This window comes from Streptomyces lucensis JCM 4490 (assembly GCF_014650035.1).
GTDB lineage: Bacteria > Actinomycetota > Actinomycetes > Streptomycetales > Streptomycetaceae > Streptomyces > Streptomyces lucensis.
In genome coordinates, this window is sequence record NZ_BMUE01000004.1 from 171,358 (window position 1) to 190,621 (window position 19,264).

The window sequence follows — 19,264 nt, forward strand, 5'->3', positions numbered from 1 at the left end:
CCGGGATGAGCGGGGGGCGCCGGGTCAGCCCACGTCCGGGGTGAGCGCCCCGGTGATCTTCCGGGAGGCCCGGCGTGCCTCGGTCGCCGGGTCCGCTCCCCGCAGCACCCGGGTCATGTACTCCTTGATCGGGTTGTCGGCCTCGACGGCGGCCCACTGGGGAGTGTTGGGGGTCGCCCGGCCGTGGGCCGCGCCCGCGGCCATGGCGGCGACCCCCTCCTCACCCGCGACCGCGCCGGACAGGGTGGTCTTGTTGGGCACGTAGTTCATGGTGCGGGCGAGTTCGGTGTCCCACTTGGCGCCGGTGAGCGCCGCGACGACGGTGGTCGCGGCGAACTGGTCCCCGGTGTTCTGCGGGACGACGAGGTCGGAGCCGCCGGTGAACACGGTGCCGGGCCGGGCGGCGGTCCTGCCGGGCACGGGGAAGAAGCCCAATTTCCCCTTGAGGGCCGGGCTCTGCCGCACGATCGACTGGGCGAGCCCGGGCACGGCGATGATCTGCGCGACCTTGCCGCGGGCGAACACGCCCGCCTGGGGCGGGTGTTCCTCGTCGGCGTCCACGGGTCCGTCGCCCAGCGCCTGGAGCCGCCGGTAGAAGTCCATGCCGCGCAGGGCGGCCGGGGTGTCCAGGGTGCCGTGCCACTCGTGGTCCTTCTCCCGGGCGAGGTCGCCACCCTCGTCCCAGATGAACCCGGAGAGCGTGTACCAGTCCTGTCCGGCGAGGTAGATGCCCTGGTCGCCGCCGGAGTCGAGCTTCTCGGTGTCGGCCAGCCACTCGTCGCGGGTCCTCGGCGGACGGGTGATGCCGGCCCGCTCGAACAGGTCCTTGCGGTAGACCACGACGCGGTTGGCCGCGTACCAGGGGATGCCGTACTGCTTGTTGCCGTCCTCGCCTGGTTCGGCGAGGCCGGGCAGCCACTTCTCCTGGCCCCAGTCCCGCATCGACTCCAGCGTGAGGTCCACGAGCCTGCCGTCGTCCGCGTACAGCGGCACCTGGGTGTTGCCGACCTCGATCACGTCCGGGCCGTCCCCGGAGTCGTCCTCCAGCGCCGCGCGGACCTTCTCGACGATGCCGGTCCACTCCTGGACGCGGATGTCGAGACGCAGGTCCTCGTGGGTGCGTTCGAAGTCCTCGGTGAAGCGCTGCAGGAACTCCCTGGAGGCGCTGTCCTTCATCAGCCACACGGTGACCGTCCTGCGCTCGTGCTCGCCGGGGAGCATCCCGCAGGCGCTGACGAGGGAACCGGTGACGCAGAGGAGGGCGAGCAGGCGACGTCTCACGAGGGGTCCTGTTCTGTCTGGCATTGGGCGGTGCGGACAGGGGTGGGGGCCCGGCGTGGGGGGACGAGCGCACGGCTCGTACGGGTGTGCTGGATTTTGGTATGGACCAATGCGTAGGTCAAGGGCCGCTCCTCGGCAGGCCCATGACGCCGTGCGGGACGGGCGCGGATGCGGCACGGTGGAGTCCGGCGAGAGGAGCATCCGCATGTCCAACCACACCTACCGGGTCACCGAGATCGTCGGCACCTCGCACGAGGGCCTGGACCAGGCCATCCGCAACGGCATCGCGCGCGCCGACCAGACCCTGCGCAACCTGGACTGGTTCGAGGTGACCCAGATCCGCGGCCAGATCGAGAACGGCCGGATCGAGCACTACCAGGTGGGTCTGAAGGTCGGCTTCCGCCTGGAGGACGAGGACTGACCGTCCCGCGCCTCAGGTGCGTCCGTCGCACTCCTGCGCCTCCTCCAGCGCGGCGGACCTCGCCGCCCAGCGGGCCCGTACGACGGTGAACCCGGCCCGTTCGGCGGCGTCGCAGACCAGTTCGTCGTCGTCCACGAGAACCCGGACCTCACGGTCCCGGGCGAGCCGGCGCAGGATCTCCAGTTTGGTGAACCGGGCGGGCCTGCGATCGGCGTTGCCGCGCATGTACAGGCAGCCCTCGGGCAGCCCGTGCGCCGCGAGCCAGTCCAGCGTGTCCCGGCGGCACCGCGCGGGGCGGCCCGTGAGGTAGACGACCTCGCACTCGCGGGCGCTGTCGACGGCCAGCGCCACTCCCTCGGCCAGCGGGGGGTCCGCGGGAGCCGCGGCGAAGAAGGCGTCCCAGTCGCGCGGCCGGACCCGCAGGAAGTGCTGCCGGTGGGCGGTGTCGGCCAGGGTGTTGTCGAGGTCGAACACGGCGAGCGGCGGCTTGCTGCTTTCTGTCACCCCGCCACCCTAGCCAGCCGTGCCGGGGCGGCCCCGGGTGTCCGTGGGCCCGCACCTGGCGCGGGCGGGAATCCCGGGCCCGCCGGGGCGTTGAACGGTGTGTGAGCAGCGCAGTGATCGCCCGGACCCGGTTCTCCGTCCTCGACCGCTCCCGCATCCGCGCCGGGCGCCCGCCCGGTGAGGCGCTGCGGGACACCGTCGCACTGGCGCGGGAGGCGGAGGCGCTCGGGTACCACCGTTTCTGGGTGTCCGAGCACCACGGCGTGCCCGGGGTGGCGGGGTCCGCGCCGACCGTGCTCGCCGCGGCGGTCGCCGGGGCCACCCGGACGATCCGGGTCGGCACGGGCGGGGTGATGCTGCCCAACCACCGGCCGCTGGTCGTCGCCGAGCAGTTCGGGGTGCTGGAGTCGCTGTTCCCGGGACGGATCGACATGGGGCTCGGCCGGTCCGTGGGCTTCACCGACGGCGTGCGCAAGGCCCTCGGCCGCGGCAAGGGCGACGCCGAGGACTTCGCGGCCCAGCTCGGCGAGTTGCTGGGCTGGTTCGCCGGAACCTCGCCGACGGGCGTGCGCGCCCGCCCCGCTGAGGGGCTGCGGGTGCCGCCGTTCGTCCTGGCCATGGGTGAAGGGGCGCGGATCGCGGCCCGCGCGGGCCTGCCCTTGGTCATCGGGGACCTGCGCGGCCGCGAGAAGATGCTGCGCGGCATCGACGAGTACCGCTCCCTGTTCCGCCCGTCGGCGTGGGCGGCCGAGCCGTACGTGGTGGTGTCCGGCACGATCGCGGTCGCCGGCACCCAGGAGGAGGCGCGCCGGCTGCTGGTCCCGGAGGCGTGGGCGATGGCGTACTCGCGCACGCACGGCACGTTTCCGCCCCTCGTCGACGCGCGGGAGGTGGCCGCCCGGACGATGACGGCGAAGGAACGGGACCGGTACGAGGCCTCTCTCGCCGGTCACGTCGCCGGTACGCCGGAGCAGGTCGCCCACCGGCTGGAGAGGGTGCTGAAGGAGACCGGCGCCGCCGAGGTGCTGGTCACCACCAGCACCTACGACCGTGCCGCGCTGCTGGACTCGTACCGGCGGCTCGCCGCCCTCTTCGCCGCGGGCGGGTGAGCCCGGGCCTCCCGAGATGCGGACCCGGGCCGGTCCGGTGACCCTGGGAGGGCAAGCCTCAAGCGATGAGGAGGGCTGCCATGTCCTTCATGGACAAGATCAAGGGAATGCTCAAGGGCCACGAGGGAACGGCCGACAAGGGCATCGACAAGGGCGGCGACTACGCCGACCAGCGCACCGGGAACAAGTACCAGTCGCAGGTCGACACCGCCCAGGACAGGATGAGGGACGAATTCGGCAACCCGCAGGACCGGCCCCCGCGGTCCTGACCGACCCGGGGGCGGGACAGGGCCTTAGGATCGCGGGGTTCGTCCCCGCCCAGGCAGGCCCGTACGGAGTGTCCCCGCGATGCACAGCCCCCACGACCCGTACGTCCGCGTCCGCGGCGCCCGCCAGCACAACCTCAAGGGCGCCGACGTGGACGTCCCGCGGGACGTGCTGGCCGTGTTCACCGGCGTGTCCGGCTCGGGCAAGTCGTCCCTCGCCTTCGGCACGATCTACGCCGAGGCGCAGCGGCGCTACTTCGAGTCGGTCGCGCCGTACGCGCGCAGGCTGATCCACCAGGTCGGGGCGCCTGAGGTGGGCGAGATCACCGGGCTGCCGCCCGCGGTGTCACTGCAGCAGCGCCGCTCGGCCCCCACCTCGCGGTCCTCGGTGGGCACGGTCACCAACCTCTCCAATTCGCTGCGCATGCTGTTCTCGCGGGCCGGGGAGTACCCGGCGGGCGCCGAGCGGCTCGATTCGGACGCGTTCTCGCCGAACACGGCGGCGGGCGCCTGCCCCGAGTGCCACGGACTCGGCCACGTGCACGACACCACCGAGGAGCTGCTGGTCCCGGACCCCTCACTGTCCGTCCGCGAGGGCGCCATCGCCGCCTGGCCGGGCGCCTGGCAGGGCAAGAACCTGCGGGACATCCTGGACACGCTCGGGCACGACGTGGACCTGCCCTGGCGCGAGCTGCCCCCCGCCGAGCGCGAGTGGATCCTGTTCACGGACGAACAGCCGGTCGTCACCGTGCACCCGGTCCGGGACGCGGACCGCATCCAACGGCCCTACCAGGGCACGTACATGAGTGCCCGCCGGTACGTGCTGAAGACGTTCTCGGACACCAGGTCCCCGACGCTGCGGGCCAAGGCCGAGCGCTTCCTGACCAGTTCGCCCTGCCAGGCCTGCGGGGGCAGCCGGTTGCGGCCCGAGGCCCTGGCGGTGACCTTCGGCGGCCGGACCATCGCCGAGCTGGCCGCGCTGCCGCTGACCGACCTCGCCGGACTGCCGGCCGGCGCGGGCGAGACGGCCAGGGTCCTCACCGAGGATCTCAGGTCCCGGATCGCACCGGTCGTCGAACTGGGCCTCGGTTACCTCAGCCTCGACCGGGCCACCCCCACCCTCTCGGCCGGCGAGCTGCAACGGCTGCGGCTGGCCACCCAGTTGCGGTCCGGGCTGTTCGGCGTGGTGTACGTGCTCGACGAGCCGTCCGCCGGTCTGCACCCGGCGGACACCGAGGCGCTGCTGACCGTGCTGGACCGGCTGAAGGGCGCGGGCAACTCGGTGTTCGTCGTGGAGCACCACCTGGAGATCGTGCGCGGCGCCGACTGGGTGGTGGACGTGGGTCCGGGTGCGGGCGAGCACGGCGGACGGGTGCTGTACAGCGGGCCGCCGGCCGAGCTGGCGGCCGTGGAGGAGTCGGCGACGGCGGCGTTCCTGTTCGACGAGTCCCCCGGACCGGCGCGTGAGGTCCGGTCGCCTCGCGGCTGGCTGACGGTCGGGCCGGTCACCCGGCACAACCTGCGCGCGGTGACGGCCGAGTTCCCGCTCGGCGCGTTCACCGCCGTCACCGGGGTGTCCGGTTCCGGGAAGTCCACGCTCATCGGCGAGCTGACGGAGGACCTGGCGGGGGTGGGCCGTCTGGTACGGGTGGACCAACGGCCGATCGGGCGCACCCCGCGCTCCAACCTGGCCACCTACACCGGCCTGTTCGACGCCGTGCGCAAGGTGTTCGCCGGCACCGAGGAGGCGCGGGCGCGCGGGTACGGCGTCGGGCGCTTCTCCTTCAACGTGGCCGGGGGGCGCTGCGAGACCTGCCAGGGCGAGGGGTTCGTCAGCGTCGAACTGCTGTTCCTGCCGAGCACGTACGCGCCCTGCCCGGACTGCGGCGGCGCCCGCTACAACCCCGAGACGCTGCGGGTGACGTACCGGGGGCGTGACATCGCCCAGGTGCTGGACCTCACGGTGGAGGCCGCGGCCCGCTTCTTCGCGGACGTCCCGGCCGCGGCCCGCAGCCTGGCCACGCTGCTGGACGTGGGCCTCGGCTACCTGCGGCTCGGCCAGCCGGCGACCGAGCTGTCCGGCGGCGAGGCTCAGCGGATCAAGCTGGCGAGCGAGCTGCAGCGCGGCCGCCGCGGCCACACCCTCTACCTCCTGGACGAGCCGACGACCGGACTGCACCCCGCGGACGTCGAGGTGCTGATGGACCGGCTGCACGGGCTGGTCGACGCCGGACACACGGTCGTGGTGGTGGAGCACGACATGACGGTGGTCGCGGGTTCCGACTGGGTGATCGACCTGGGACCGGGCGGCGGCGCCCGGGGCGGCCGCGTCGTGGCGGCCGGCCCCCCGGACCGGGTGGCCCGGGCGGCGGACAGCGCGACGGCCCCGTACCTGGCCCGGGTCATGCCCTGACCCGGGCCGGGAGCGGCCTCGTCCCGACCCCGGCGACGGGGGCGGCGGGCCGGTGAGTACTCGTGGACGGGAGAACCAGACGGGGCCGGGGATGAGCACCACTCCCGGCCCCGCCCGTCCACCACCGCGGCGAACGTTCTTCCGGTTACCGGCCCCCCGCCGCCTTGCGGGTGGCGCGCAGCCATTCCTTGTTCATGCTCGTGATCGACACCAGGGGGATGCCCTTCGGGCAGGCGGTCGCGCACTCACCGGCGAGCGTGCACCCGCCGAAGCCCTCGGCGTCCATCTGCGCCACCATGTCCAGCACCCGCGTCTCCCGCTCCGGCGCGCCCTGCGGCAGCACGTTGAGGTGGTTGACCTTGGCCGAGGTGAACAGCATCGCCGCCCCGTTGGGACAGGCGGCCACGCAGGCCCCGCATCCGATGCACTCCGCGTGCTCGAAGGCGAAGTCGGCGTCGGCCTTGGGTACCGGCGTGGCATGGGCCTCCGGCGCGGATCCGGTCGGCGCGGTGACGTAGCCGCCGGCCTGGATGATCCGGTCGAACGCCGACCGGTCGACCACCAGGTCCTTGATCACCGGGAACGCCGACGCGCGCCACGGCTCGACGTCGATCGTGTCGCCGTCCCGGAAGGAGCGCATGTGCAGCTGGCAGGTGGTGGTCCGCTCCGGCCCGTGCGCGTCGCCGTTGATCACCAGGGAGCACGCGCCGCAGATGCCCTCGCGGCAGTCGTGGTCGAAGGCGACGGGCTCCTCGCCGGCGAGGATGAGCCGTTCGTTGAGGACGTCCAGCATCTCCAGGAAGGACATGTCGGGCGAGATGCCGTCCACCTCGTAGGTGGACATGGCTCCTTCGGCGCCGGCGTTCTTCTGCCGCCAGACGCGCAGGGTGAGCTTCATGCGTAGCTCCGCTGGGTGGGGTGGACGTACTCGAAGACCAGGTCTTCCCTGTGCAGGGCGGGGGCGCTGCCCGTGCCCGTGAACTCCCAGGCGGCCGCGTAGGCGAACTCGTCGTCCCTGCGGGCCGCTTCACCGTCCGGTGTCTGGGACTCCTCGCGGAAGTGGCCGCCGCAGGACTCCGCGCGGTGCAGCGCGTCGAGGCACATCAGTTCGGCCAGTTCCAGGTAGTCGACGATGCGGTTGGCCTTCTCCAGCGACTGGTTGAACTCCTCGCCCGTCCCGGGGACCTTGATGCGCCGCCAGAACTCCTCGCGGATCTGCGGGATGCGTTCCAGGGCCTTGCGCAGTCCCGCGTCCGTGCGCGCCATGCCGCAGAACTCCCACATCAGCTCGCCGAGTTCGCGGTGGAAGGAGTCGGGGGTGCGGTCGCCGTCGACGGCCAGCAGCAGGTTCAGCCGGTCCTCGGTCTCCGCCAGCACCTCCTGCACCGCGGGGTGCCCGGTGGTCACCGGCTCCTGGTGCGGGTGGCGGGCCAGGTAGTCGTTGATCGTCGCCGGGAGGACGAAGTAGCCGTCGGCCAGGCCCTGCATCAGCGCGGAGGCGCCGAGCCGGTTGGCGCCGTGGTCGGAGAAGTTGGCCTCGCCGATGGCGAACAGGCCGGGGACGGTGGTCTGCAGGTCGTAGTCGACCCAGAGGCCGCCCATCGTGTAGTGCACGGCCGGGTAGATCCGCATCGGCACCTCGTACGGATCCTCGTCGGTGATCCGCTGGTACATGTCGAAGAGGTTGCCGTACTTCGCCTCGACCGCCTTGCGGCCCATGCGCTCGATGGCGTCGGCGAAGTCCAGGTAGACGCCCTGGCCGCCGGGGCCCACTCCCCTGCCCTCGTCGCAGACGTTCTTCGCGGCGCGGGAGGCGATGTCGCGCGGGACGAGGTTGCCGAAGGAGGGGTAGATGCGCTCCAGGTAGTAGTCGCGCTCGTCCTCGGGGATCCGGTTCGGCGGGCGGTCGTCGCCCTTGGCCCTGGGCACCCAGATGCGGCCGTCGTTGCGCAGCGACTCGCTCATCAGCGTCAGCTTGGACTGGTGGTCGCCGGTGCGCGGGATGCAGGTGGGGTGGATCTGGGTGAAGCAGGGGTTGGCGAAGTACGCGCCGCGCCGGTGCGCCCGCCAGACGGCGGTGGCGTTGGAGTTCATGGCGTTGGTCGACAGGTAGAAGACGTTGCCGTAGCCGCCGCTGGCGAGGACGACGGCGTCCGCGAAGTACGTGTCGATCCTTCCGGTGATCAGGTCGCGGGCCACGATGCCCCGGGCCCGGCCGTCGACGACGATCAGGTCGAGCATCTCGGTGCGCGGGTGCATCTCCACGTTCCCCGCGGCGATCTGCCGCGACAGCGCCTGGTAGGCGCCCAGCAGCAGCTGCTGGCCCGTCTGGCCGCGGGCGTAGAAGGTGCGGGAGACCTGGACGCCGCCGAAGGAGCGGGTGTCGAGCAGGCCGCCGTACTCGCGGGCGAAGGGCACGCCCTGGGCCACGCACTGGTCGATGATCTCGACCGAGATCTGTGCGAGCCGGTGGACGTTGGATTCCCGGGCCCGGAAGTCGCCGCCCTTGACGGTGTCGTAGAACAGCCGGTGGACGGAGTCGCCGTCGTTGCGGTAGTTCTTCGCCGCGTTGATGCCGCCCTGCGCGGCGATGGAGTGGGCGCGGCGCGGGGAGTCCTGGTAGCAGAACTGGACGACGTGGTAGCCCTGTTCGGCGAGGGTGGCGCCGGCGGAGCCGCCCGCGAGGCCGGTGCCCACGACGATGACCGTGTGCTTGCGCCGGTTGGCGGGGTTGACCAGCTTCGCCTCGAAGCGGCGCTTGTCCCAGCGTTCGTGGATCGGCCCCGCGGGCGCGGCGGAGTCCGTGAGGGGTTCGCCGATCGTGTAGTCGGTGTACTCCGGGGAAACGGTCATGGTCAGCTCACCACTCCGGTCATGACGCCCACGGGTACGGCGACGAAGCCCGCCGTGAGCAGCAGCGCGAGGACGTTCGCGAGGGTCTTCAGGGCGCGGTCGCGGGTGCGGCTGCCGACGCCGAGGGTCTGGGCGGCGCTCCAGAAGCCGTGCCGGACGTGCAGGCCGAGCGCGAGCATCGCGACGATGTAGACGACGTTGCCGTACCAGGTGGAGAAGGTGTCCACGACGTTCTGGTACGGGTGCCCCTCCTGGAAGCCGCCCGGGTGCGCGGTGCCGGTGGTCAGGTCCAGGATGTGCCAGACGACGAACAGGCCGAGGATGACGCCGCCCCAGCGCATGGTGCGGGTGGCGTAGCTCGCCCTCGGCTTCTTGTGCACGTACTTGCTGGGCCGCGCCCTGAGGTCGCGGCGGCTGAGCTGGTAGGCGGACGTGGCGTGGGCGGCCACGGCGGCGACGAGGACGATCCGGACCAGCCAGAGCGTCCACTCGTAGTGCATGAAGGGTTCGCCGACGGTGCGCAGCCAGTGCGCGTAGTGGTTGAACTCCCCCGCTCCGAAGAAGATCTTCAGATTGCCGATCACGTGGGCGACCAAGTACAGCAGCATGATCACGCCGCTGACGGCCATCACGGTCTTCTTGCCGACGGTGGAGTCCCACACGGTGCGTGCCATGGACGGCCGTCGGTCCGTCCGCGTTGCCAGAGCCATGGGACAGAACGCTAGGGCCGAAGGTCCCGATCGGTCCAAGACATGCTCCGGCTCGTTTCCATAGGCGGGGCCTATCGTGGAGCCATGCAGTTCCAGCAGCTCCAGTACTTCGTGGCCGTGGCCGAGACCCGGCACTTCACCCGGGCCGCCGAGCGGGTCCACGTCGCCCAGCCGTCGCTGTCCCAGCAGATCAGGGCGCTGGAGCGGGAACTGGGCGCGGACCTGTTCCTGCGCGCCCGGGGCAACATCACGCTCACCGACGCGGGCGAGGCGCTGCTGCCGCTGGCCCGGCGCATCCTGGCCGACGCGGACACGGCCCGGCACGAGGTGCTGGAGCTGGTGCAGCTGCGGCGGGGGCGCGTGCGGCTGGGGGCGACGCCGAGCCTGTGCACGGGGCTGCTGCCGGACGTGCTGCGCGCCTTCCACGACCGCTATCCCGGCATCCGGCTGCTGATCGAGGAGAGTGGCTCGCACGACCTGGTGCGGGCACTGGCCCGCGGGGCCCTGGACCTGGCGCTGATCGTGCTGCCGCTGCCGGCGCCCGCGCCCGCGCTGACCACCGTGGAGCTGCTGCGGGAGGACCTCGTGGTGGTGTCCTCACCGGAGGTGCCGGCGCCGGGGCGGGACGGCCGGGCCGTCGCGGTCGACGACCTCGAGGGTGAGCGCCTGGTGATGTTCCGGCACGGCTACGACCTGCGCGAGCTGACCGTCGCCGCGTGCCGTTCCGCCGGGTTCGAGCCGGATTTCGCCGTGGAGGGGGGCGAGATGGACGCGGTGCTCGGGTTCGTCCGCGCCGGGCTGGGGGTGGCCGTGGTGCCCCGCATGGTCGCCACCCGGGCGGGGCGCGGGCTGCGGGTCACGCCGCTGGCGCGGCCGGGACTGCACCGGACCATCGCGCTGGCCCACCGCAGCGACGTCGCTCCACCGAGGGCCGCGCGGGAGCTGCAGCGGATGCTGCTCGAACGGTGAGGGGGGTCCGCTCGCCGGGCCCGCCTCCGGGATCCCGCGCCGCCCCGCGCCGCGCGGTTCAGCCCGTGGCGTCCACCAGCGCCAGGTCGTGCAGTCTCTCCGGTGGCCCCGGCCTGGCGTAGTACCAGCCCTGGGCCGTGTCGCAGCCGAGGATCCGCAGCTGTTCGGCCTGGGCGCCCGTCTCCACACCCTCGACGGTCACCGCGAGGTCGAGGCTGTGGGCCAGGGAGACGATGCCCTCGACGATCTTCAGGTCGACCGGGTCGGCGGGGAACCGCTGCATGCCCTGGGTGAAGGAACGGTCCAGCTTGAGGATGCTCACCGGCAGGCGGCGGAGGTTCGCGAGGTTCGAGTACCCGGTGCCGAAGTCGTCCAGGGCGATGTCGACGCCCATCTCGGCGAGCCGGCGCAGCGGTTTGAGGAGATCGTCGTCGGCGCCGATCAGCGCGGACTCGGTGACCTCCAGGCACAGGGCTTCCGGGGCGACGCCCGCGCGCTCCAGGATCTCGACCGTGTCCTGGACCAGGCCGGGGTGGCTCAGCTGGCACGGGGAGAGGTTGACGTTGATGCGCAGCTGGCCTGCGCTCGCCTGGTCGCCGTGCCGTTCGCGCCAGGAGCGGGCCTGGCGGATCGACTCCTCGAGGACCCAGCGGCCCAGCGGGACGATCAGGCCCGTGTGCTCGGCGAGCGGGATGAAGCGGTCGGGGCCGAGAACCCCGTGCTGCGGGTGCAGCCAGCGGACCAGGGCCTCGGCGCCGCGCACGCTGCCGTCACCGAGGTGGACGAGCGGCTGGTACTCGATGAAGAACTCGCCTCGTTCCAGGGCCGTCGGCAGCGCCGTGGTCAGGCCGTGGCGGGTGATCGTGCGGGCGTCGGCCTCGGGGTCGGCGAGTTCGCAGCGGTTGCCGCCCGCCGACTTCGCCCGGTACATGGTGATGTCGGCGCTGCGCAGGACCTCCGCCGCGGAACGCTCGCCCGCCGGGCCCTCGACGATGCCGAGGCTGCCGCGGACCAGCAGGTCCCGGCCGTCGATACTGATCGGGGTGACCAGCGCGCTCATGATGCGCTCGGCCAGTTCGTCCACCGTGCGCTCGGTGCCGGGCCCGGTGGTGAGCGCCACGAACTCGTCGCCGCCGAGCCGGGCGACCATCTCGCCGGGCGCGGTCGCGCAGGACTGCAGCCGGTCCGCGACCTCCACCAGCAGCCGGTCGCCGGCCGCGTGGCCGAGGCTGTCGTTGATGGTCTTGAAGCCGTCCAGGTCCAGGTAGCACAGCCCGAAGCGCTGACCCTCGCCGGCGCCCAGGGCCTTCTCCAGCCGCTCGAAGAACAGCGTGCGGTTGGGCAGCCCGGTGAGCGCGTCGTGCGTGGCCTCGTAGCGCAGCCGGAGGTTGAGCAGGCGGCGCTCGGTGGTGTCCTCCATCAGGGCGAGCTGGTACTGCGGGGTGCCGTCGGCGTCGCGCAGCAGGGAGACCGTCAGGTTGGTCCACAGGACCGTTCCGTCGGGGCGGTTGAACGCCTTCTCCACGTGGTAGTGCTCACGCTCGCCCTGGACGAGTTCCTCGTACAGCCGCCAGGTCTGCGGCGCGTCCTCGGCGTGGGCCCAGGCCGGCACCTGCCGGCCGCGCAGGGTCTGCTCGGACAGCCCGAACATGCGCAGCAGCGCCTCGTTGACCTGCAGGACGTTGCCCTCCAGGTCGGCGATGCCGATCCCTATGGCGGCGCCCTCGAAGACGGCCCGGAAGCGGGCCTCGCTGGCGTGCAGCGCCTGGGCGACCACTCCCTGGGCCAGCAGTGCGGCCTGGGCGATCGCCTCCTGCTCGGCGAGGGTGCGCTCGCGCAGCGCCTGGGCGTAGCCCGCGGCCATCGCGTGCTGCAACCGCGAGGAGCGCAGGCGCAGTTCGTCCTGCGGGCCGTCACCTCCGCAGTACAGGACCAGGTAGGCGTCGACGCAGTCCAGGGTGCGGGTGAGTGCCTCGGGGTCGGTGCAGTGCGCGTCGACGAGCGCGGCCCCGACGGCCCGCGCGCCGTCCGCGTCGAAGCCGCGCGCCCGCAGCAGCCGGCTCAGCCGGCGTGCCAGCGGCAGGAGTCGCTGCTCGAACTCCTCGCGGGTGAGCGGCGTGGAGGTCACCGGGAACACCGCCCGGCTCCAGATCGTCGTCAGCCGGCGCAGTCTGTCCTCCGCCCCGTCCGGTTCCGCGCTCACGCCGTACGCCCTACGCCGGCGAACCCGGAGAAGGCGTACGGGTCCTCGTCCTGCGGCGCCGACTCCGGCCGCCAGTGCGGCATCGGCACCAGTCCGGGTTCCACCATGTCGTACCCCTCGAAGAACCGCGCGATCTCGTCGCGCGAGCGCATGATCAGCGGATTGCGGATGTCCTTGTACACGTCCACCGCGCCCTCGGCCCGCTCGGCGGGCACCGGGATTCCCTCGTAGGAGGCATGCGTCAGGATCAGCAGGCTGCCGGGCGCGAGCGCGTCGCGCAGCTCCGCCACCGCACCGTAGGGGTCGTCCGCGTCTTCCACGAAGTGCAGTATGGCAACGAGCAGCAGGGCCACTGGCCGATTCAGGTCGATCAGCCGCTCCAGCCGGGGACTGGCGAGCATCTCCCGCGGCTTGCGCAGGTCCGCGGCGACCACGTCCGCGTCGTCGTTCCCCGTGAGGAACGCCTGGCTGTGCGCGACGGCGACGGGGTCGTGGTCGACGTAGACGACACGGGCGCCGGGCACGGCCCCCTGCGCCACCTCGTGCACGTTGCCGAAGGTGGGGATGCCGGAGCCGACGTCGAGGAACTGGGTGATGCCCTGCCCGGCCGCGAACCGCACGGCCCGGCGCATGAACGCCCGGTTGGCCTGCATGATCTTCGGCAGTCCCGGCAGGAACTCCATGGACCTGCGGGCCGCTTCCCGGTCGACCTCGAAGTTGTGCGAACCGCCCAGGTAGTAGTCATAGATCCGCGAGACGCTGGGCACGGAGATGTCGATGCTCCGTGGGGCCCAGGCGGGACGCTCCATGTATCTCTCCAAGGCGTGGACGACGGGCACAGGCGATCCGGTGTTCGAGCTGAGGCTACTGATCGCCCGCCAAAGGAGCGACCTGAAACGGAAATTGGGCGTCCGTTCCCGGTCACTGCCTGCGGCAAGTGCCCGTACGACCCCGCTGTGTGACGGCTGTGCACGCCCGCGGCGATGGTCCGCCACGCACGACGATCCGCCCCCTCCGTGCGGTGCGGAGGGGGCGGATCTTCGGTCTGCGCGCCGGTCGGGCGGGGCGATCGACCCTGGGGAGGTGATCTATTTGCCCGGCGCGCCTACCGGCTTGCCGTCGGGCGAGACGGCGTACCAGGTGCCGCCCACGCCCTGACCGTTGGTGTCCCCGGCGGACTTGTCCCCGGAGAAGGTGTAGATCGGCCAGCAGTCGACCGTCATCTGCTTGACCCCGTCGGGACGGGTGAAGCCCATCAGGCCCTTCTTCTGGACGCCCTCGGTGTCCTCGGTCTTGACCGGGGCGACCGCCGGCCACTTCTCCAGGCAGGCGCCCGTGCAGTTGGAGACGGACTTCGGCCAGGCCTTGTCCTTCAGGAAGCGGTAGACCGTCATGCCGTTCTTGTCGACGACGATGTCACCGAGCTTGGGGTCCTTGTGGACGGACAGGCCGGGCAGGTCGGACAGCTTCGCCTTCTTGCCGTTCGGCGCGAGCGCGAACCACTTGCCGCCCACGCCCTGGCCGTTGACGTCGCCGGCGTTGACGTCCTTGGCGTACCGGTAGGCGGGCCAGCCGCCGACGGTGAGCTGCTTGGAACCGTCGGCGCGGGTGACCTCGCCGAGCAGCGCCTTGTCGATGCCGGCGCCGGCGGTGGCGTCGTCGGCGGGGACCGGCGGCCAGGTGGTGGCGCAGTCGCCGTCGCAGTTCGACTTGGGCGGGTTCGCCGTGTCCTTGTCGAACCGGTACAGCGTGAGCCCCGAGCCGTCGGTCAGCACGTTGCCCAGGTCGGGGTTGCTGGCCACGGTCAGCTTGCCCGCGGGGGCGGCCTGGCTCGGGGAGCTGGAGGCCTTGTTGCCGTCGGTGCCGTAGCCGTTGCCCGCGCCGGTCGCGGTCCCCGAGCCGGGGTCGCCGTAGTCGCCCGCCGCGGCCGTGGCCCCGACGTTCTGGGCCGACGACGCGGGGGCGCCGGCGTTGTCCTGACCGCACGCCGTCGTCAGCGCCAGCACCGAAACGGCCGTGGCCGCCAGTGATGCGGCCCGCCAGGAGGTCTTCATCGTCAACTCCCCATCATCGCCTGAATTAGCAGCGCCTTGCAGCGCCTTGCCGCGCCGCCGCACGGCCATGGGTACGCGGCGAGGGGGCCGCGGCGTTCAACGGGAGGGAGATTTCTTCGGGATTTTCTTTCCGGCGGCTGTGCGGGGCACCGCCACAGGAAGGCCGTACAGGCGTACGTATCCGGCCAGTTGTGGTCGTTCCTCATGTCAAACCATTGATCGCATCATGTCCTTCCTTCCGGGTAATCCGGGCACCGCGCGGGTTGCGGGCGCCCTCGACGCCCCATGATCTTCGTCGTGCATGGATCCGAAGTGACCCGACGCGCGGCCGCCGCAAGGGCGTTGACCCTGGTGGCGCTGACCTGGGCCATGGTGGGCTGCCCGGTCGGCAGCGCATCGGCCGACGCCTGCGCGTACGCCTCGGCGGGGCCGGACGGCGCGGTGGCGGAGGCCTATGCCGGCGGGCACTGGCCGCCGCCCCCGCCCTGCCCGAGCCCGACCTCGCCGCCGTGCCCGCCCACACCGACACCGACTCCCACACCCACGCCCACACCGCCCCCCGCACCGACGCCGACTCCCACACCGGCGCCGACCACCACGCCGACGCCGGTGCCGAGGCCCACCCCGCGCCCGAAGCCGCCCGCCCGGCCCGCCCCGGCGCCCCCGGCGCTCCGGCCGGCACCCACGCCCACGCCCCCAGCCCCGGTCCCCGTGAAGCCCAGGCCCAGGCCAAGGCCCAGGCCGACGCCCAGGCCCACTCCCCGGCCGTCGGTGGCTCCGGTGAGCTACCCCGCGTACCACCCCCACCCGGTCGCCCGCCCCGCGCCGCACCACACCACGCCGGTCACCTACGTCCTGCTCATCACCGTTCCCGCGATCGTCGCCGTCGCGGCGCTGCGCCCGCGCTGACGCCCCGGTCCGCCCATCTGTGGAGGCACTGTTGTCGGATTGGCTTGTTCTCGTCCTCGCGATGCTGGGGGCCTGTGCCGTGGTGGTGGTCGTCACCCTCGTGCGGCACCGGAGGGCGCCCGACGACGAGGATCCCAGCGAGACCCCGGACGTCATCGAGTACATGACGATGTGGATCGGTGTCGTGTACGCCATCGTCCTCGGTCTGGCCATCGCGGGCGTGTGGGAGGCCCGCAGTTCCGCCCAGGACTACGTGCAGTCCGAGGCCCAGGCGCTGCACGAGATCCACGAGCGGGTCCGGGTCTATCCGCCGGACGTCCGCGACCGCGTCCGGGACGATGTGGACGCCTATGTCGGCCATGTCGTGCGCACCGAGTGGAAGTCGATGGCCGACCGCGAGCGGGTCACCGCCCGCGGCACGGAACTGCTGCGCCAGGTCCGGCGGGACGTCACCGACTACCGGCCGGGCAACGACTTCGAGGCGCAGGCCTACCAGCCGCTGCTGGACCAGCTGGCCGCCGCCGACCAGGCCCGCAACGCACGCGCCGACTCCACGGAGCCCACCATGCCGCCGGTGGTGTGGTGGGGACTCCTCGCGGGTGCGGTGATCACCGTCGGCATGGTGTTCGCGCTGCAGATCCGGCGCACCATGCGCGAGTTGGTCCTGGCCGGCCTCTTCTCCGCCACCATCGCGTTCATGCTGTTCCTCATCTGGGACTTCGACGCTCCCTACAGCCGGGGCATCGCGGTGACCGCCGAGCCGTTCCTCACCCTGTTCCCGGGCGTCACGGGGTAGCTCCCGGGCAGCGCGGCCGGGCACCGTCCGGCGCGGGACAGGCCGTCGCCCCCGGTCTCCTCGAAGGAACCGGGGGCGACGGCCTGTCCCGCGCTCGCCGGACGGCTGGAGGCCGGGTCCGTCAGATCCGCGTCTCGTTGCGCCGACGCAGCCAGATCACACCGCCACCGACGAGGGCGGCGGCCACCATCGTGCCGCCGATGGCCGTGTCGGTCACCGTGGCCCCGCTGGTGGTGCCGCCGCCGAGGCCCGCTCCGACACCCCCGGAGGGCCACCTCCCGGGAACGCCGTTCCCGCCGCCGATACCGCCGACGCCGCCGATGCCGCCGACGCCGTTGCCGCGCCCGTTGCCGAAGTTCTCGTTGCCCCGGCCGGCGCCGATGTTGCCGTTGATGTGGCCGTTGAAATTGCCGTTGAAGTTGCCGTTCAGACTGCCGTTGAAGTCGGCGTTCCCGCGGCCGGGGAAGTTCCCGTTCCCAGGGAAGTTGCCGTTTCCGGGGAAGTTCCCGTTCCCGGGGAAGTTCCCGTTCCCAGGGAAGTTGCCGTTCCCAGGGAAGTTCCCGTTCCCGGGGAAGTTCCCGTTCCCGGGCAAACGGCCGTTGCCGAAGAAGTTGCCGTTACCGGGGAAGTTCCCGTTGAAGTTGCCCGTGCCGGTTCCGGGGATGATCGCCACCCCGGTGCCGCCGGTTCCCGTGTCGGTGGACGGACCGCCTCCGGCGCCCATGCCGTCCGCGACGGCCACAGGGGCGGCAAGCCCGAGCACGGCGACCGCGGTGCACGCGGCCGCCAGGGCACGTTTGTTTCGCATGTGATCCTCCGCGGGAGGCGCCCCGGGTCCGTCCCGAGTCGATCGGCGAGAAAACACCTCCCGGATAGACCCTCAGACCCCCGGAACACGCCCGCATGTCGAGAATGCTCCATCCCGGTGAGGCAACACGCCGAAGCGCAACCACACAATCGGATATTCTCCCAGGTCACCGGCTGTCGTAAAAATCCTGGTGGGCGCAACTCGGATGGCGCACCGGGAAGGCCCCCGGCCACCCGTTCGCCTGTTGCCCCGTCGCCCTTCGCGCGCGCGGGACTTAGCGTTTTCCCATGCGCGATGGACGTGGCGGCGGCCGAGTCGAGAGGGGATGGCGAATGTCTGCGTCCCGACTGTCCGTGCTTGCCGAAGAGGAGGAGCGGCGCCGGAGGCGCGCCCCGTGGGGCGTGATAGCTCTTGTCCTGCTGACCGGCCTGGCGCTCATCCGGAACGGTTCGGGTGAGTTCGACACCGGCCCGCCGCAGCCCGCGTCGGCGGCCGCGCCGGACACCCGTGCGACCCCGGACGCGGTCGGCTCCGCGCCCACGGCGCTGGGGTTCTCCGCCGTCGACCGGGTCCGGATCCCCGTGATCCAGGTCGACGCCCCGGCCATGCCGGTCGGGCTGGACACGAACGGCTGGGTCGCCGCGCCGCCGCCGGAGGACGCCAACCTCGCGGGCTGGTTCACCGGTGCGGTCTCCCCCGGCGAGAAGGGCACCGCCGTCGTCGTCGGGCACGTCGACAACAGGCAGGGCCCCGCCGTGTTCTACGGCCTCGGGGCCCTGAAGAAGGGGAACCGGGTCGAGATCCTGCGCAAGGACGGGAAGACCACGGTGTTCGAGGTCTACGGGGTCGAGGTCTTCGAGAAGAGCAACTTCCCCGGCGACCGGGTGTACGGCTCCAAGGGGACACCGGAGTTGCGGGTCATCACCTGCGGCGGCGGATTCTCCAAGCAGAACGGCTACGACGGCAACGTGGTCGTCTTCGCCCGCCTGGTCGCGATCACCTGAGGTGCCGCGGCCGGGCGGGCGGGAGTCCCGGCGCCGGTGTCAGACCGGCCGGCGGCGCGGCACGGTGAGGTGGTACCCGGAGTCGAGCAGGTAGGGCAGCCATTCGCGGATGGCGCGGACCGTCTGCGAACGGTCGCCCCCGGCGTCGTGGGAGAGCACCACGACACCGGGGGCGGCGCCGCTCTCCACCCGGTCGACGATGGTGCTCGTGCCCGGCTCCTCCCAGTCGGTGGTGTCGACCGTCCACGCCATCGGTTCCATGCCCATGTCGGCGCCCAGCTGGAAGGCGGCCCGGTTCCAGGCGCCGTAGGGCGCGCGGAACCACTGGGGGCGCTCGCCGTAGGCGTCCTCGATGACATCGCTGGTGCGCTCCATCTCGGAGCGGATCTCGCCGCGGTCGAGAGCCGTCAGCAGCGGGTGCGTCCAGGTGTGGTTGCCGACGACATGGCCCTCGTCGGCCATCCGGGCGAGCAGTTCCTTGTTCTCGACCGCCATCTCGCCGCACACGAAGAACATGGCGCGGACGCCGTGCTCGGCGAGGGTGTCCAGGATGTGCGGGGTGTAGAGCGGGTTGGGGCCGTCGTCGAAGGTCAGCACCATGCGCCGGCCGGTCCCGGAGACCCGCAGGATGGGTTCGTCCCGCACCTTCAGCCGGTGGGGCGCGGCCCGTGGCGGTCCGTATCCGGTGAGCGGCTGGAGCCGGAAGGCGGAGGGTCCGAGCGCCTGGCGGGCCTGCGGACCGGCGACCGGGGCCACGGATGTCCGGGCGGCCTCCTCGCCGCTGTCCGCCAGGATGAGTCCGGCCGTGCCGGCGGCCCCCAGAGCGGCGGCGCCGGCGAGGAGCGCCCGGCGCCGTGTGAAGAGCTGATCCTTCTGCATGACCCATCAGTCGCCCCGCCGGGCTCCGGCGCACCGCAACGGCATCGGTGCGGCGGCCGGAATGCACCCGGACGGCCCAGTGCCG

18 protein-coding genes are annotated in these 19,264 nt (G+C 72.2%); 8 read left to right on the forward strand and 10 right to left on the reverse strand.

Annotation, left to right across the window (positions count from 1 at the left end):
- Positions 1-24: 24 nt before the first annotated feature.
- Positions 25-1,281 (reverse strand): extracellular solute-binding protein, encoded by a 1,257-nt coding sequence (locus tag IE177_RS12010; RefSeq protein ID WP_190015254.1) that lies wholly within the window; start codon positions 1,279-1,281, stop codon positions 25-27.
- Between the two features lie 205 nt (positions 1,282-1,486).
- Between IE177_RS12010 and IE177_RS12015 the strand changes: the two genes are divergently transcribed.
- Positions 1,487-1,702: a dodecin gene (locus IE177_RS12015; RefSeq protein WP_190015255.1), complete on the forward strand. Its 216-nt coding sequence runs from the start codon at positions 1,487-1,489 to the stop codon at positions 1,700-1,702.
- A 12-nt stretch (positions 1,703-1,714) separates the two neighbouring features.
- Here IE177_RS12015 and IE177_RS12020 read toward each other — a convergent pair whose 3' ends face one another.
- Positions 1,715-2,206, reverse strand: a complete 492-nt coding sequence (locus IE177_RS12020) for a phosphatase domain-containing protein (protein ID WP_190015256.1) — start codon at positions 2,204-2,206, stop codon at positions 1,715-1,717.
- Between the two features lie 101 nt (positions 2,207-2,307).
- Between IE177_RS12020 and IE177_RS12025 the strand changes: the two genes are divergently transcribed.
- From IE177_RS12025 to IE177_RS12035, 3 genes are all read left to right on the forward strand, one after another.
- Positions 2,308-3,315: an LLM class flavin-dependent oxidoreductase gene (locus tag IE177_RS12025; protein ID WP_190015257.1), complete on the forward strand. Its 1,008-nt coding sequence runs from the start codon at positions 2,308-2,310 to the stop codon at positions 3,313-3,315.
- Between the two features lie 80 nt (positions 3,316-3,395).
- Entirely contained in the window at positions 3,396-3,584 is a 189-nt protein-coding gene (locus tag IE177_RS12030) for an antitoxin (protein ID WP_190015258.1), read from the forward strand.
- A 79-nt stretch (positions 3,585-3,663) separates the two neighbouring features.
- The gene (locus tag IE177_RS12035; protein ID WP_190015259.1) at positions 3,664-5,994 is read left to right on the forward strand and encodes an ATP-binding cassette domain-containing protein; all 2,331 of its coding nucleotides are present in this window, start codon (positions 3,664-3,666) and stop codon (positions 5,992-5,994) included.
- Between the two features lie 145 nt (positions 5,995-6,139).
- On the opposite strand, the gene IE177_RS12040 is transcribed toward IE177_RS12035, so the two are convergent.
- From IE177_RS12040 to IE177_RS12050, 3 genes are read right to left on the reverse strand one after another with little or no spacing between them, the layout of a single operon-like run.
- Positions 6,140-6,892 carry a succinate dehydrogenase/fumarate reductase iron-sulfur subunit gene (locus tag IE177_RS12040; RefSeq protein ID WP_190015260.1) on the reverse strand — a complete coding sequence of 251 codons (753 nt, stop codon included), beginning with the start codon at positions 6,890-6,892 and terminating at the stop codon, positions 6,140-6,142.
- The gene (locus IE177_RS12045; RefSeq protein ID WP_190015261.1) at positions 6,889-8,847 is read right to left on the reverse strand and encodes a fumarate reductase/succinate dehydrogenase flavoprotein subunit; all 1,959 of its coding nucleotides are present in this window, start codon (positions 8,845-8,847) and stop codon (positions 6,889-6,891) included. Before IE177_RS12045 ends, IE177_RS12040 begins: the two co-directional genes overlap by 4 nt.
- Positions 8,848-8,849: 2 nt before the next feature.
- The gene (locus IE177_RS12050; protein ID WP_190015262.1) at positions 8,850-9,521 is read right to left on the reverse strand and encodes a succinate dehydrogenase; all 672 of its coding nucleotides are present in this window, start codon (positions 9,519-9,521) and stop codon (positions 8,850-8,852) included.
- 120 nt (positions 9,522-9,641) lie between these two features.
- On the opposite strand from IE177_RS12050, the gene IE177_RS12055 reads away from it, so the two are divergent.
- On the forward strand, positions 9,642-10,526 hold the full coding sequence (locus IE177_RS12055) for a LysR family transcriptional regulator (protein WP_190015263.1): 885 nt from the start codon (positions 9,642-9,644) through the stop codon (positions 10,524-10,526).
- Positions 10,527-10,584: 58 nt separating this feature from the next.
- Here the strand turns inward: IE177_RS12055 and IE177_RS12060 are convergent, their stop codons facing one another.
- The 3 genes from IE177_RS12060 to IE177_RS12070 form a co-directional block, all read right to left on the reverse strand.
- Positions 10,585-12,729 (reverse strand): putative bifunctional diguanylate cyclase/phosphodiesterase, encoded by a 2,145-nt coding sequence (locus tag IE177_RS12060; RefSeq protein WP_190015264.1) that lies wholly within the window; start codon positions 12,727-12,729, stop codon positions 10,585-10,587.
- On the reverse strand, positions 12,726-13,538 hold the full coding sequence (locus tag IE177_RS12065; RefSeq protein WP_190015265.1) for an SAM-dependent methyltransferase: 813 nt from the start codon (positions 13,536-13,538) through the stop codon (positions 12,726-12,728). Before IE177_RS12065 ends, IE177_RS12060 begins: the two co-directional genes overlap by 4 nt.
- 279 nt (positions 13,539-13,817) lie before the next feature.
- Positions 13,818-14,783 (reverse strand): SCO0930 family lipoprotein, encoded by a 966-nt coding sequence (locus IE177_RS12070; RefSeq protein WP_190015467.1) that lies wholly within the window; start codon positions 14,781-14,783, stop codon positions 13,818-13,820.
- Positions 14,784-15,563: 780 nt separating this feature from the next.
- On the opposite strand from IE177_RS12070, the gene IE177_RS35380 reads away from it, so the two are divergent.
- Together IE177_RS35380 and IE177_RS12075 are read left to right on the forward strand one after the other, a co-directional pair.
- Positions 15,564-15,692 carry a hypothetical protein gene (locus IE177_RS35380; protein WP_268253158.1) on the forward strand — a complete coding sequence of 43 codons (129 nt, stop codon included), beginning with the start codon at positions 15,564-15,566 and terminating at the stop codon, positions 15,690-15,692.
- A gap of 31 nt (positions 15,693-15,723) precedes the next feature.
- Positions 15,724-16,488: a bestrophin-like domain gene (locus IE177_RS12075; RefSeq protein WP_190015266.1), complete on the forward strand. Its 765-nt coding sequence runs from the start codon at positions 15,724-15,726 to the stop codon at positions 16,486-16,488.
- Positions 16,489-16,609: 121 nt separating this feature from the next.
- Here the strand turns inward: IE177_RS12075 and IE177_RS12080 are convergent, their stop codons facing one another.
- On the reverse strand, positions 16,610-17,296 hold the full coding sequence (locus IE177_RS12080; RefSeq protein ID WP_190015267.1) for a hypothetical protein: 687 nt from the start codon (positions 17,294-17,296) through the stop codon (positions 16,610-16,612).
- A gap of 332 nt (positions 17,297-17,628) precedes the next feature.
- Between IE177_RS12080 and IE177_RS12085 the strand changes: the two genes are divergently transcribed.
- The gene (locus IE177_RS12085) at positions 17,629-18,300 is read left to right on the forward strand and encodes a class F sortase (protein ID WP_190015268.1); all 672 of its coding nucleotides are present in this window, start codon (positions 17,629-17,631) and stop codon (positions 18,298-18,300) included.
- Positions 18,301-18,339: 39 nt separating this feature from the next.
- On the opposite strand, the gene IE177_RS12090 is transcribed toward IE177_RS12085, so the two are convergent.
- On the reverse strand, positions 18,340-19,179 hold the full coding sequence (locus tag IE177_RS12090; protein ID WP_190015269.1) for a polysaccharide deacetylase family protein: 840 nt from the start codon (positions 19,177-19,179) through the stop codon (positions 18,340-18,342).
- Positions 19,180-19,264 lie beyond the last annotated feature (85 nt).

Coding starts and splice junctions, on each gene's coding strand:
- IE177_RS12065 (WP_190015265.1), bottom strand. CDS start 13,538: ATGGAGCGTCCCGCCTGGGCCCCACGGAGCATCGACATCTCCGTGCCC.
- IE177_RS12070 (WP_190015467.1), bottom strand. CDS start 14,783: ATGAAGACCTCCTGGCGGGCCGCATCACTGGCGGCCACGGCCGTTTCG.
- IE177_RS12085 (WP_190015268.1), top strand. CDS start 17,629: ATGTCTGCGTCCCGACTGTCCGTGCTTGCCGAAGAGGAGGAGCGGCGC.
- IE177_RS12050 (WP_190015262.1), bottom strand. CDS start 9,521: ATGGCACGCACCGTGTGGGACTCCACCGTCGGCAAGAAGACCGTGATG.
- IE177_RS12090 (WP_190015269.1), bottom strand. CDS start 19,179: ATGCAGAAGGATCAGCTCTTCACACGGCGCCGGGCGCTCCTCGCCGGC.
- IE177_RS12040 (WP_190015260.1), bottom strand. CDS start 6,892: ATGAAGCTCACCCTGCGCGTCTGGCGGCAGAAGAACGCCGGCGCCGAA.
- IE177_RS12055 (WP_190015263.1), top strand. CDS start 9,642: ATGCAGTTCCAGCAGCTCCAGTACTTCGTGGCCGTGGCCGAGACCCGG.
- IE177_RS12080 (WP_190015267.1), bottom strand. CDS start 17,296: ATGCGAAACAAACGTGCCCTGGCGGCCGCGTGCACCGCGGTCGCCGTG.
- IE177_RS12045 (WP_190015261.1), bottom strand. CDS start 8,847: ATGACCGTTTCCCCGGAGTACACCGACTACACGATCGGCGAACCCCTC.
- IE177_RS12015 (WP_190015255.1), top strand. CDS start 1,487: ATGTCCAACCACACCTACCGGGTCACCGAGATCGTCGGCACCTCGCAC.
- IE177_RS12035 (WP_190015259.1), top strand. CDS start 3,664: ATGCACAGCCCCCACGACCCGTACGTCCGCGTCCGCGGCGCCCGCCAG.
- IE177_RS12030 (WP_190015258.1), top strand. CDS start 3,396: ATGTCCTTCATGGACAAGATCAAGGGAATGCTCAAGGGCCACGAGGGA.